General features: G+C 64.7%; 10 protein-coding genes. 5 read left to right on the top strand and 5 right to left on the bottom strand.

What is annotated here, in order from left to right; all coding sequences use genetic code 11:
- Positions 1-76 precede the first annotated feature (76 nt).
- The 3 genes from NKH78_RS12870 to NKH78_RS12860 are packed head-to-tail and all read left to right on the top strand — an operon-like array spanning position 77 to position 4005.
- On the top strand, positions 77-2224 hold the full coding sequence (locus NKH78_RS12870; RefSeq protein ID WP_352737179.1) for a TonB-dependent hemoglobin/transferrin/lactoferrin family receptor: 2148 nt from the start codon (positions 77-79) through the stop codon (positions 2222-2224).
- A 5-nt stretch (positions 2225-2229) separates the two neighbouring features.
- The gene (locus NKH78_RS12865) at positions 2230-2661 is read left to right on the top strand and encodes a hypothetical protein (RefSeq protein WP_352505792.1); all 432 of its coding nucleotides are present in this window, start codon (positions 2230-2232) and stop codon (positions 2659-2661) included.
- Between the two features lie 36 nt (positions 2662-2697).
- Positions 2698-4005, top strand: a complete 1308-nt coding sequence (locus NKH78_RS12860; RefSeq protein WP_352777466.1) for an energy transducer TonB family protein — start codon at positions 2698-2700, stop codon at positions 4003-4005.
- Between the two features lie 195 nt (positions 4006-4200).
- Here the strand turns inward: NKH78_RS12860 and putA are convergent, their stop codons facing one another.
- Entirely contained in the window at positions 4201-7812 is a 3612-nt protein-coding gene (putA, locus tag NKH78_RS12855) for a bifunctional proline dehydrogenase/L-glutamate gamma-semialdehyde dehydrogenase PutA (RefSeq protein ID WP_352505790.1), read from the bottom strand.
- A 163-nt stretch (positions 7813-7975) separates the two neighbouring features.
- Between putA and NKH78_RS12850 the strand changes: the two genes are divergently transcribed.
- Positions 7976-8428 (top strand): Lrp/AsnC family transcriptional regulator, encoded by a 453-nt coding sequence (locus tag NKH78_RS12850; protein WP_023676441.1) that lies wholly within the window; start codon positions 7976-7978, stop codon positions 8426-8428.
- Between the two features lie 76 nt (positions 8429-8504).
- Here the strand turns inward: NKH78_RS12850 and NKH78_RS12845 are convergent, their stop codons facing one another.
- Together NKH78_RS12845 and NKH78_RS12840 are read right to left on the bottom strand one after the other, a co-directional pair.
- The gene (locus NKH78_RS12845) at positions 8505-9704 is read right to left on the bottom strand and encodes a cytochrome-c peroxidase (RefSeq protein WP_352505789.1); all 1200 of its coding nucleotides are present in this window, start codon (positions 9702-9704) and stop codon (positions 8505-8507) included.
- 7 nt (positions 9705-9711) lie between these two features.
- On the bottom strand, positions 9712-10158 hold the full coding sequence (locus NKH78_RS12840; RefSeq protein WP_352451991.1) for a FixH family protein: 447 nt from the start codon (positions 10156-10158) through the stop codon (positions 9712-9714).
- A 157-nt stretch (positions 10159-10315) separates the two neighbouring features.
- Here NKH78_RS12840 and NKH78_RS12835 point away from each other — a divergent pair, with 157 nt between their 5' ends.
- Complete coding sequence (locus NKH78_RS12835; RefSeq protein WP_352737182.1) at positions 10316-11245, top strand: sugar kinase; 930 nt, start codon at positions 10316-10318, stop codon at positions 11243-11245.
- Here NKH78_RS12835 and NKH78_RS12830 read toward each other — a convergent pair.
- Together NKH78_RS12830 and NKH78_RS12825 are read right to left on the bottom strand one after the other, a co-directional pair.
- Entirely contained in the window at positions 11238-12239 is a 1002-nt protein-coding gene (locus tag NKH78_RS12830; protein ID WP_352737183.1) for an NADP-dependent oxidoreductase, read from the bottom strand. The genes NKH78_RS12835 and NKH78_RS12830 overlap by 8 nt on opposite strands.
- Positions 12240-12244: 5 nt before the next feature.
- Positions 12245-13192: an alpha/beta fold hydrolase gene (locus NKH78_RS12825; RefSeq protein ID WP_352737184.1), complete on the bottom strand. Its 948-nt coding sequence runs from the start codon at positions 13190-13192 to the stop codon at positions 12245-12247.
- Between the last annotated feature and the right edge of the window lie 18 nt (positions 13193-13210).

Genomic DNA, 13210 nt, shown 5'->3' with positions numbered 1-13210 from the left:
GAATTGGGGACGGCCGGCGGGCAGCGGCCTGGCACACTGGTCGACGGCAAGAAAAATGGGTTCTATGGCAAGCAAAATGGCCGCGTTGCTGGCCGGCGCGGCGGCGATCCCGCTGCTCGCCACACCGGCCGGCGCCCAGCAGGCCGCCCAACCGGCAACCGGCCAGCAACGGACTGACCCGTCACAACAGCCCGAACAGGCAAAGCCGGCTCCGACGGGTACCACGCTGCTCGACAAGATCCTGATCCTCAGCCGCACCGGCGAGACGGCGATCGAATCGCTTGCGTCAGCCAGCCATGTCGACGAGGAACAGCTCGAGCGCCGCATGGCGACGACGCCCAACGAAATGCTGTTCGGTGTGCCGGGTGTCGCCGTCCAGGCCGACGCAAGGCGTGTCAGCTCCAGCATCAACATCCGCGGCCTGCAGGATTTCGGCCGCGTCTCCGTCATCGTCGACGGCGCCCGTCAGAATTTCCAGCGCTCGGATCATGGCACGCAATCGACCTTCTACATCGATCCCGAATTAATCAAATCCGTTGACGTGATCCGCGGCCCGGTCGCCAACACCTATGGCTCCGGGGCGATCGGCGGCGTCGTTTTTTTTGACACCAAGGATGCGCAGGATTTCCTCAGGTCGGACGAGACCTGGGCAGCAGCAGCGACCGGGCGCTACGAAACCAACGGCGAAGGCTGGACCACCAGCGCCAGCGGTGCCTATCGGATCAACGAGAATTGGGACGTGCTCGGCAACATCGTCTACCGCGATTATGACGACTACAGGCATGGCGGCGGCGACACTGTAGCGGGCACCGGCTTCGATGTCTTGAGCGGGCTGCTCAAGACGACCATCCGCCCCAGCGACAACAGCGAGCTGAAGCTCGGCTGGATCGGCTCGAACGACGGATGGACCGAAACCAGCGGCAGTGCGCCGGTGAACGACGCCGACCTGAAGGCGAATACCTTCACGGCCCGCTACAACATCACCGACGAAGACAAGAGCTGGCTCGATCTCCACATCAACGCGTCTTACAACAAGACCAAGCTCGATCTGACGACCCTTGTCGCGCAAAACCGGTTTGATCCGGTCACCGGTCTTCCGATCATCCTGCCAGCGGGTTCGATGTCGACATTCGATATCGGAACTTCCGGCATCGACATCTGGAACACGTCGAGATTCGAGACCGTTGGAATCGCGCATGAGCTGTCCTATGGCGGCGACTGGGTCGGCGACGATGTCGAGACAGGCGGCGCGGCGGGCGGCGACAGTTTCTACACGCCTTCGGGCGATAGAAACGTCTCCGGCGCTTACGTTCAGGACAAGCTCACCTGGCACTGGCTCGAGGTCATCGCCGGGCTGCGTTACGACAGCTACAAGCTCGACAGCGATGTCGGCGAAACCTCTGGCAACCGGCTGTCGCCACGCATCACAGTGGGCGTTTCGCCCTTCGAAACCGCCGGCCTTTCCGGGCTGCAATTCTACGGCACCTATGCGGAAGGCTACCGTTCTCCGTCGCTGTCGGAGACGCTGATCAGCGGCAATCATCCGTCAGGCGTCAGCTTCCCGTTTCTCCCCAATCCGAATTTGAAGCCTGAAATCGGCAAGACGGTGGAGTTTGGCGTCAATTACAGCACCAATGGCGTCATCGAGGCTGATGACGCGCTGCGGCTGAAGGCGGCCTATTTCAACAACAACGTCGATGACTACATCGACGGCGTGACGTTGTCGCCGTTCGACCCGACCAGCGGCTGCCCATTCGGTCCGGACATCCCGATCTGCTTCCAGTACCAGAATTTCGCCAAGGCCAGGATTCACGGCTTCGAGATGGAGGGCGTCTATGACGCAGCCTGGGGTTTTGCCGGGCTGTCGGCGTCGGTCACCGACGGCCACACCATCTCCTATGAAGGCGAACGGGCGGACCTTGTCACGGTCCCCTCCTCCCAGGTCACCGGGCAACTCGGGTTTCGCTTCCTCGAGGACAGGCTGACCATCGGCGGCGAGGTGCAATACAACGGCAAGCCGCAGGGCAACGCGGTGGCCAAGGACTATACGCTGGTCAATGCCTTCGCCAGCTACCAGGCGACCGACAATTTCAAGGTCGATTTTCGCGCCGACAATCTGTTCGACGTCAAATACGTCAACCCGCTGAACGCATCGACGACGAGCGTCGTCTACGAGCCCGGCGTCACCCTGAAGCTGGCGGCGACCATGAGGTTTGGAGGCTGACGACAATGACAGGCATGACGGCATCCCTTCGTCTGTTCGCCGCGGTGCTGGCAATATCGCTTGCGGCGGCTCCGGCATGGACACAGCAGCCAGCGCCGGCGCTGAACCTAGAACTGAACGGCGCGCAACCATCCGACAAGGGCTGCCGCCTGACCTTCGTGGTCACCAACAATCTCGGTGCCGATCTGTCCAAGGCGGCATTCGAGATCGCGCTGTTTAACGAAGTCGGTGTCGTCGATCGGCTGACCGTGCTCGATTTCAAGGAGCTGCCGGCAGGCAAGACCAAGGTGACGCGTTTCGACCTTGCCGGCACCGATTGCGGCAAGCTCAGCCGCGTGTTGATCAACAGCGCCACGGAATGCGCCGGCGCCGAGCCGAATGCCTGCATGCGCGGGCTGAACACGCAGACCAGGACCGGCATCGCCTTCGGGGTCTGAATTTTGGGACTGGAACCCGCCTTCGCACGAAACGCCGTGGCGTGGCCGCTAGCCGGTTTCCTGGCGCCGGAGCCGGACGATCCGGATTTCGCCATCCCGCGCGAGGCGCTGCGTGTTTCGCTGCGCGACAGACCGGAAGACAGTTATATCGTCGATGCCGACGGCAACTTGCCTACGGTGCCTGTGGAGCCAATGCGGCAGGCACGACAGAAGCAGCGGCGCCGCAACTGGACAGTGGCGATCGCCTGCTCTTGCGCACTCCACGCAGCCGTGGCGCTGGCTTTTCTCACGCTGCCGGACGACCGGCCAAGGATCGAAGGTGCCGACCAGCAAGGCGAAATGCTGCTCGGCGCCGACCCGCAGCAGGCAGCCGGCGATGCCGCAGACGACCCGGAAGTGGCCAACGTAACGATGGTGACCATGCTCGACGCCAAGCCCGTCGAAACGGTCGAGGCACAGGCGACCGCGGCGGAGGAGACGCTCCAGCCGGTCACTGACGCGGCCGAAGCTTCCGGAACAGAAGTGGTCGAGCCGGTCAGCGAGGCCGCCACGGAAGCTGCTGCGCCTGCCGATCGCACCGATCCCGCACCTGCCCAACCCGTCCACCCTGCCCGCCAGGACCCATCGCCCGACATTCTTACGACCCACAGGCTGGTGCCTGCCGACGACAATGCCGTGCCGCCGCCAGTCAGCGCAGCCGAAACGGCCGAGCCGGCCGAGACAAACGCGCCGGCACCAGCCGACCCGGCGCCAGCCGAAACAGTTCAGACGACCGAGACTGTCGGCGCGGCGGAAGAACCGAAGCCGGACAGGCCGAAGCCCAGGCAGGCCGAGCCGAAGAAGAAGGCAACCGCGCAGAAAAAGCCGGCCGGGAAAGCCGAACCAGATGAGCCTGAAAAGCCGATCGCGCGCGACAAGGCGAGCAAGGCACTTGCCAAGGCCGACACCAAGAAGGGAAAGACCGGTTCCGGCGGCCGCGACGAAACGGATGTCGCGCGCGGCGCGGCCGACGGCAAGAAGGACGGCAAGATCCTGACCGCCAGCAGGGGCGGCAAATCAGGCGTCGGCAATGCGACCGTCACCAACTATCCCGGCAAGATCAGGTCTAAGCTGGTGCGGGCGTTCAATTCGACACGCACGCGCGCCACCGGCACGGCTACCGTCGCCTTTACCGTCGCATCGAATGGCAGCGTCCGGTCGGCCAGGCTGACGGGCAGTTCGGGTGTTGCCGCGCTGGACAAAGCCGCACTCGACGCAGTCCGCCGGGCTTCTCCGTTTCCTCCCATTCCGGAAGGAGCCGGTCGCTCGGCTTGGCAGTTCGAGGTGCCGCTCGGTATCAGGTAACTATCGCTCTCAGCCACCAAAGCCGGCGCCGCCCCTCAACCCGCTGCCGGGACCTTCTCCCGTAAAGAACGGGAAGAAGGGGCGTGGACGCAACGCTGGGCGACCCCTCTCCCCGTTCTTCAGGGGAGAGAGTAAGGGTGAGGGGAAACCTGAAGCGATTTACACGGCCCGCGATACGCGAACCCTGGCGAAACCCTACGCAGCGGCCAGCAGGCTGGCATTGCCGCCCGCTGCCGTGGTGTCGACGCAGACGGCGCGCTCGTGCGCATAGGCGGCCGGATAATAGACTTCGCTGACCAGCGGCACGATCGGGCCGGCGCGCTCGGCGATGACCTTGCGCACGATGCGCGCGGCCTCGGGCGTGCCGGAAAAGGCCACGACATCGACCCGCAGCGAGCGCGCTTCGACCGGGTCCGGCCGGCCGTCGATCGCCGCCAGCGGCAGGCCCTTGCCGGTCAGCGCTGATAGCGCCGCCGGCGCGCCGGGCGCGACGGCGAGCACCGCGTTGCCGGCGGCCAGCGCCTGGATCGTCTGAGCAAGCAGCGTATCCGCGTCGGGACCGAGGCACAGCACGCGCCCGCGCGGCGACAGCGACAGCGTGTTGGCCTCGCCGGTCGGCCCGGGCAGGTCGACCTGGCCGAAATCGATGGCGGCGGCAGCGCCGATGGCCGCGGCACCCTTACCGCGTAGATGTTTCCTCAGGATGGCAACGCGATCCGGACGCGTCGACCAGCCGCCAAACGCCGGGTCCGGCAGATTGTCGGCGAGCTCGGTCGCCGTCACCTTGCGGCCTTCGGCAAGATGGGTGCCGGCCTCCGGCCCCTTGCGGAAGCGCCGGAGATAATGCGGGCCGCCAGCCTTCGGCCCGGTGCCGGAAAGCCCCTCGCCGCCAAACGGCTGCGCGCCGACGACGGCGCCGATCTGGTTGCGGTTGACGTAGATGTTGCCGGCATTGATGCCGTCGACGAAATGCTGGGCGCGGCCTTCGATGCGGGTGTGCAGGCCGAAGGTCAGGCCATAGCCCTTGCGGTTGATCGCCGCGATCACCGCATCGATCTCGTCGGCATCGAAGGTGGCGACATGCAGCACCGGCCCGAACACCTCGCGCTCCAGCTCCTCGATGCCCTTGACCCGAAAGACGTGCGGCGCAACGAAGCGGCCATCCTTCGGTGCTTCGAGTTTGGCGATCAGCCGGCCCTGCAGGCCCATTTTGGTGCAGTAGTCGCGGATCGACGCTTGCGCCTCGTCGTCGATGACCGGGCCGACATCGGTCGATACCCGCCAGGGGTCGCCGAGGCTGAGCGCTTCCATCGCGCCTTTCAGCATCTCCAGCATCTTCTTCTCGACGTCCTTCTGCACGTAGAGAATGCGCAATGCCGAGCAGCGCTGGCCGGCACTCTGGAAGGCGGAGGCCAGGATGTCGCGCACCGCCTGTTCGGGCAGCGCAGTGGAATCGACGATCATGGCGTTCAGGCCGCCGGTCTCGGCGATCAGCATGGCATCGGGCGCAGCGGTCTCGGCGAGTTGCTTTTCGATCAGCTTGGCGACCTCCGTCGAGCCGGTGAAGCAGACGCCGGCAATGCGCGGGTCAGCGGTCAGCGGGCCGCCGACCGAGGGGCCGTCGCCGGGCAGAAGCTGGATGACGCCTTCCGGCACGCCGGCCTCGCGCAGCAGCTGGACGGCGCGAAAAGCGATCAGCGGCGTCTGTTCGGCAGGCTTGGCGATAACGGAATTACCGGTGACGAGTGCTGCCGCAATCTGTCCGGTGAAGATGGCGAGCGGAAAATTCCACGGCGAGATGCAGGCGATGGCGCCGCGCGCCTCGGTTCCCGCCTCGGCATTTCCGGCCTCGGCCGCATAATAGCGCAGGAAATCGACCGCCTCGCGCACCTCGGCAACGCCGTCGGCGAGCGACTTGCCGGCCTCGCGGGCGGCGAGTGCAAAGAACTCGACGGCGTTCGCTTCGTAGAGATCGGCCGCCCGGTTGAGGATGGCGGCGCGCTCGGCAACCGGGCGTCTTGCCCACGCCGGTTGTGCCTCGACGGCGATGCGCACGGCGGTCTCGACCTGCTTGGCGCCGGCCTCGCTGACCGTGCCGACCACTTCCGAAGGTTTTGCCGGATTGACGACCGGACGCTGCTTGCCGTAGCCGGCAGCGCGGCTGACCGGCTTGGCGTGCCAGCGCTCCGGCCCGGCGAACTCGGCCCTCGCCTTGTCGATCGCAGCCAGCGTCAGCGTGTCGGTGATATCGAAACCCTTGGAGTTGCGCCGGCCGGGACCGAAGATCGCCGACGGCGGCACGATCGCCGGATTGGCGGCGGGGCCTTGTTTCTCCACCGTCTCGAGTGGGTCGCGGGCAATGTCCTCGGGCTCGACCTCCTCGTCGGTGAGCTGGTGGACAAAGGAGGAATTGGCGCCGTTCTCCAGCAGCCGGCGGACCAGATAGGCAAGCAGGTCGGAATGGGCGCCGACCGGCGCATAGATGCGGCAGCGCGTGCCTTCGGCTTTGCGCACCGTCTCGTGCAGAGCTTCGCCCATGCCGTGCAGCCGCTGGAATTCGAATGTATCGCGGTCCGTCGTCATCGACAGGATGGCGGCGACGGTGTGGGCGTTGTGGGTGGCGAATTGCGGATAGATGCGATCGGTCATCGCCAACAGCTTCTTCGCGCAAGCCAGGTAGGAGACGTCGGTGTTAGCCTTGCGGGTAAAGACCGGATAGCCGTCGAGCCCGAGCGTCTGCGCCCGCTTTATTTCGGTGTCCCAATAGGCGCCCTTGACCAGCCGCACCATGATGCTGCGGTCATATTTCCTCGCCAGTTCGTAGAGCCAGTCGATAACGAACGCGGCGCGTGGGCCATAGGCCTGCACGACGACGCCAAAACCGTTCCAGCCGGCAAGCTCCGGCTCGGCCAGCACCCGCTCGATGACGTCCAGCGACAAATCGAGGCGGTCGGCTTCCTCGGCGTCGATGTTGAGGCCCATGCGCGAGTGGCGCGCCGCCAGCGCCAGCGAGAACAGCCGCTCGGCCATGACGGGCAGCATCTTTTCCTTCTGCGTGACTTCATAGCGCGGATGCAGCGCCGACAGTTTGACCGAGATGCCGTGGTTCTGGCGGATGTCGGGGCCGTTGGCGCCGGCATCGAGCGACGAGATGGCGTCGGCATAGGCCTTGAGATAGCGCAAGGCATCGGCCTCGGTGCGGGCCGCCTCGCCCAGCATGTCGAACGAATAGAGATAGCCCTTCTGCGTCATCGGCCGGCCGCGCCTGACCGCCTCGGCAATGGTGCGGCCGAGCACGAACTGCTCGCCCATCTCGCGCATCGCCGCCGCCACCGCCTTGCGGATGACCGGCTCGCCCAACCGGCGCACCATGGCGCGCAGCGTGCCTTCGATGCCGCCCTCGCCTTCGTCGAGCACGCGGCCGGTCAGCATCAGCGCCCAGGTAGACGCGTTGATGAAGATCGAGCTCGAGCCGCCCGCATGCGCCGACCAGTCGTGCGGCGCGATCTTGTCGGCGATGAGATCGTCCATCGTCTCGGTGTCGGGCACCCGCAGCAGCGCCTCGGCCAGGCACATCAGCGCCACGCCCTCCTTGGTCGAGAGGCCGTAGGCGGACAGGAAGACTTCCATCAGCCGCGGATCGGACGAGCCGCGCACTGCCCGCACCAGATCGGCGGCGCGGGCCGAGATCGCCTTTCGGTCTTTCCCCGAAAGCCCCGTCGCCTCGGCCAGCCGCTTCACAGCCTCGTCTTCGTCAGGCAGGTAATTGGCACGGATCTGCTGGCGGATGGCATCGAGCGCTGGCATGACGGTCCTGTAGAGCAAGCATCAGGGAGCGGGCCGGCGGTCGCCGGACCGAATGGCGCAAAGCTAGCACAAAGCCCGATCGCAGTCGGTCCAAAGAAATCGACAGCGCAGGTCGATTGATCTATCATGGCGGCTGATGCCCGCCATTTTGACCAGAATTTCAATGACAGAAGACCAATTGGACCGCATTGACAGGAACATCCTGTCGGCGCTGGGCAGCAACGGCCGGCTTTCCATGTCGGAACTCGCGGCAAAAGTCGGCCTGTCGAAGACGCCGGTGCAGGCGCGGGTCAAGCGGCTGGAAAAGGATGGCTTTATCAGGGGCTACCAGGCGATCATCGATCGCGAGCGCATGGGCGAAGGTCATGTCGCCTTCGTGCAGGTGAAACTTTCCGACACCCGCTCGGCCGCGCTCGACGCCTTCAACCGCGCCGTGCAGGCGGTGCCGGAGATCGAGCAGTGCCACATGATGGCGTCGAGCTTCGACTATCTGCTGAAGGTCCGCACCACCGACATCGCCGCCTACCGCCGCGTGCTCGGCGAGCGCATCTCCGCCCTGCCGCACGTTGCCCAGACCTCGACGTTTGTCGCGATGGAGACAGTGAAGGATCGGTAGGAGAGCGCTGTTGCGGTAATGTTGGCGGAGTGAAGGACTTAGAAAGCCGATCGCTACAGAGCGGGCTGAGCCACCCTCACTCCGCCAGTGTCTTCAAAAACGCCACCAGCGCCGCGCGCTCGCGGTCCGAAAGCTGCAGCGGGTGGACCTCTGACACACCCTCGACACTTGCCGGCGCCTTCGAATAATGCGCCACCACCTCGTCCAGCGAGGAAAACTGCCCGGCATGCATGTAGGGCGGACGGGTGGCGGCACCGCGCAGCGACGGCGTCTTGTAGGCGCGGACGAGTTCCGGCCCGGTCTTGACCATGAAGCGCAGTTCGCGGCAGGCGCTGGCATCGCCGTCGCGAAAGGCGCCGAAACAGTTGAACGGATCGGCCTCGACCTGCGCCACCGCGTCGACGCGCCCGCGATCCGGCGGCAGGCCCGCGACCGGCGGCACGCCGGTGTTGTGGAAGCTGCCGTCGGTAAAACGCGGGCCATTGTGGCAGGTCACGCAATTGGCCTTGCCGATGAACAGCTTTAGGCCGAGGATTTCCTCCGGCGAAAAGGCGGCGTCGCCTTTCGGCTCGGCGCCCGCAGCCAGGTCGATGGCAAAGCGGTCGAAGCGTGTCTGCGGCGGCGCGATCGAGCTCTCGAAGGCGGCGATCGCCTTGCCGATGTTGGCAAAGACGCGGTTGACCTCCTCGGCTTGGCTGGCGGGCATGGCGTTCCAGGCCGCCTTCTCGGCATCGGTGCCGAGCGGGCCGGCATTGGCCGGCACGCCCGAAAGGTCCGGCAGCGGCCCGAAGATGCGCTCGTAGCGCTCGCCGAAGCGGGCCTTGATGTAATGCGCGAAGGCGGCGCGGCTGCCGGCCTGCTCCAGCGGATTTTCGAGCGGTGTCAGCGCTTGCGCCCACAGGCTGTCGCGCCGCCCGTCCCAGAAGAACCAGGGATCATGCACGACGCCGGCCAGCGGCATGGTACGACGGTTGGTGCGGCCGACGCCGACCGCTTGCGGCAGGTCGTCCTGGAACTGCCGGTCGATCTTGTGGCAGGTCGAGCACGATACCGTGCCGTCGCCGCTCATCCCGGTGTCGAAAAACAGCGTCGAGCCGAGTGCCGCGGCGGCCGGCACATCGGCGAAGCGATTGGTGGTATCGGGCTTCAGCGGCGGCAGCTTGGATAGCGCCAGCGAGGCGATGGTCTGCTTTTCGGCATCGGAAAACTCCGGTCTGCCGCAGCCGGCAAGTACGGCCACCACCGCCAACGCGAGAAGACTGGGAAACCGGCTCATCAGTGGCTCACAGCACCACATTGAAGACGACAGTGTCCGAACCGGCCGCAGCGGAAATGGCAAAATGCAATTGCCACCACCCGCTCATCGTGAATTTCACGCCGTCGATGCGATAGCGCCCCGCGCCGAGGTAATCGGTCGCCTGCGGGCTGGTCGGCAGACCGTGCTTGTGCTGCGGCATGCCGCCGGAAATCGTTATCGCAGCACCTTCCACCGGCGCACCCTCGACGGTTTTGAGCGTCAGCAGCCAGGATTCCAGTTCGCCCTGCCGGATGACGCCTTTCTCGGGCTCGAAAGTCGCCGCGAACAGCTTGTTCGCCGTCGTCTTGGAACGGCCGACATCCGAGCTTGGTTGCGGCGCATGCGGCGCCGTCAGATAGACGATTGCCAGCACGCCGGCGAGCAAGGCAGCCAGGCCGAGGCCCCCAAGAAGATAACGCCATAACGATGCCAAACCCATTCCTGTTCTGCGGATAACGTTTCGCTGGGCAGATCGCGTCCCACGCCCCTGTGGGAAATCGCGCCCAGTGTAAGAATCCGCCGTCGCCAAGCATGGCGCTGCCGGCCGCAAAAAGCTACAGCACCGCAATTGCAGGATGGAGGAGTGCTTCATGGCAGGAAACGGCATCGCCTCGATTGGCGAGTGCATGCTCGAGCTTTCGGGCCAGGCCGGGCCGAACTGGCGCATGGGCTTTGCCGGCGACACGTTCAACACTTTATGGGCGCTGCATGCCTTGAGCGGCGAGCGGCCGGCGACCTACGTGTCGGCCTTCGGCGACGACCCGTTCTCGCGCGACCAGATCAAGTTCCTGGCCGAAAACGGCATCGGCATCGGCGCCAGCCCGGTGATAGCGGGCGCCCGCCCCGGCCTCTATGCGATCACCCTGACCGGCGCCGAACGTTCTTTCACCTATTGGCGGGCCGATGCGGCCGCAAGGCAGTTGGCTTCGAACCCAGCCGCATTGCAGAAAAGCCTTGAAAACCAGGCGCTTGTCTATTTTTCCGGAATCACTTTGGCAATTCTCGACGAGGCTCCACGCAAGGTACTGCTGACGGCCGTGGCCACAGCGCGCGCGGCCGGCTCGCTGATCGCCTTTGATCCCAATTACCGGCCGAGGCTGTGGCGCCAAAGCGAGGAAGCGCAGGCCGCCATCCTCGAGGCGCTCGCCGTCGCCGACATCGCGCTACCGACCTTTCCCGACGAGCAGATGCTGTTTGGTGATACAACACCGCAGAAAACAGCTGAACGGCTGCGAAAGCTGGTCGGCGAAGTCGTCGTCAAGAACGGCGAGGAACCGGCGCTGATCGCGCAAAACGGAACCTCGCAATCGGTGCCGGCGGTACACGTCGCCACCCCGGTCGACACCACCGGCGCCGGCGACTCCTTCAACGGCGCCTACCTCGCCGCTCGCCTTGCCAGCCATGCCCCGGCAGAGGCGGTGCTGCGCGCCCATCGCGTCGCCGCCGCCGTCGTGCAGGTGCGCGGCGCCCTGGCGCCGTTCGAGACGCTCAAGGCTGCGTTCGAGGCAACTGCTATCTGACCTTGATGACGACCTTGCCCTTGGCGCGTCCTGTTTCGACATAGGCCAGGGCGTCATTGGTCGCTTCGAATGGAAAGACCCGATCCACAACCGGGCGGATCGCGCCGGCTTCGATGAGAGCGGTGATTTTGCTCAGCTGATCGCCCTGCGCCCACATGAACAGGAACGAAAACTGCACGCCGCGGCGCTTGGCTTTGGCCCGAATTCCGCGACTCAGGAAGCGCAGCACCAGCCTCAGCATCAAGTTCAGTCCCTTTTCCCTGGCAAATTCGGCATCCGGTGGACCGGAGATGGAGATGAGCTTGCCACCCGGTTTCAGCACCCTCAGGGATTTTTCCAGTGTCTTGGCGTCCTGGCTGTTCAAGACGACATCGTAGCCCGACAGAACTTTCTCGAAGTCGCCTTTCCTGTAGTCGACAACGACATCGGCGCCGAGACTTTTGACCAGATCGGCACTTGCCGCGCTCGCGGTTGTCGCAACGGTCGCGCCGAGGTGCTTGGCCAACTGAATAGCAAATGTCCCGACGCCGCCGGAACCAGCCTGAATGAAGACCTTCTGTCCCTTCTTCAGGTTTGCCCGTTCGATGAGCGTCTGCCAGGCGGTGAGACCGACCAGGGGAATCGACGCCGCCTCTTCCATACTGAGATTCTCGGGCTTCAACGCTACGTCGGCCTCATTCACGGCAATGAATTCGGCGAATGTCCCAATCCGGCCGTCGCGCGGCCGCGCATAGACCTCGTCGCCGGCCTGGAACTTGCTGACTTGCGATCCTACGCGGATAACCTTCCCAGCCACGTCGTGGCCCAGGATGAAGGGCCGGCGGTAGGGCAGGATGAGCTTGAATTCTCCGGTTTTGACCTTGGAATCGAGCAGGTTCACCCCTGCGGCATGGACCTCGACCAAGACATCGCTGTCCTGGAGCTCCGGCTCCGGCATTTCGGCCAGCCGCAGGGCGCCCTTTTCATTATACTTATCGACAACGAATGCCTTCATGGCAGTTACTTTCCAAGAATGTCTGTTGCTGTTCGGGACGAAACAAGCCGAACGTTTTCAGCTGCATGGCCGCCCTGCGGCAAGGCCTCAGCCTCGAGGAAGGACAGCGCCTTCGGGACAAAAGCGGCGTGGTTCTGAAATACCCCGCCATGCCCGGCATCCGGATAGATGACCAGATGCGCCCCCGGGATACGCCCGGCGAGATCGTAGGTATTGCTGCTCGGCACCATGCTGTCCTGGTCGCCATTCGCAACCAAAGTGGGAATGCGGATGGTGCTCAGGTCTTGTGGCGCCTGGAGTCCGTAGGCCTTGATCGCCTTGAGTTGCGCGCCGAACGCGCTCAGCGATATCGCCTTGTCCCGGTTGTTCCGGCGCTCCTTCAGCCGTTCCAGAAATGCGTTTGCGGCGCGGCGCCCATTCGGCGTTCTTGTGAAGAAGAGATAGTACTTCGGATCCCGAAAAGTCAGCGCGCCCTTGATCATGTCCACGATCGTCAGCGGCGTCACCTTGTCGACGCCTTGCCCACCGGCCGGCCCCGTGCCAGCCAGGATGAGTTTGCGCACAAGCTTGGGCTCGGTCAGCACAATCTCTTGCGCCACGAAGCCGCCGAGTGAAAAGCCGAAGAGATCGACTTCTTCGAACCCCAGCGCCCGGACAAAGGCGATTGCATCCCGCGCCATGCCGGAAATGGTCGACGGAGTTTTGCCACCCGAAGCACCGATGCCGCGATTGTCGAAGGCAATTACCCGCCGGGTCGCAGCGAGGCCATCGACGATGCGCGGATCAAAATTGTCCAGCTGAGCAGCCAGATGGTTGAGCAGGATCACTGGCACGCCCGTCCTGGGCCCGAGTTCCCTGTACGCAAAAGCTATGCCCCCGACATCGATCGAGAGCGTTGGCGCGTCCTGGAACAATGCCGGTGAACGCGGCGACCGATTGGATCTATGTGTCATGCTTGGCGTCTCCGTTTC

This window comes from Mesorhizobium sp. M0910 (assembly GCF_040319465.1).
Taxonomy (GTDB): Bacteria; Pseudomonadota; Alphaproteobacteria; order Rhizobiales; family Rhizobiaceae; genus Mesorhizobium.
Note: the sequence above shows the minus strand (reverse complement) of the source record. Positions and strands in the feature narration are given on the sequence as shown.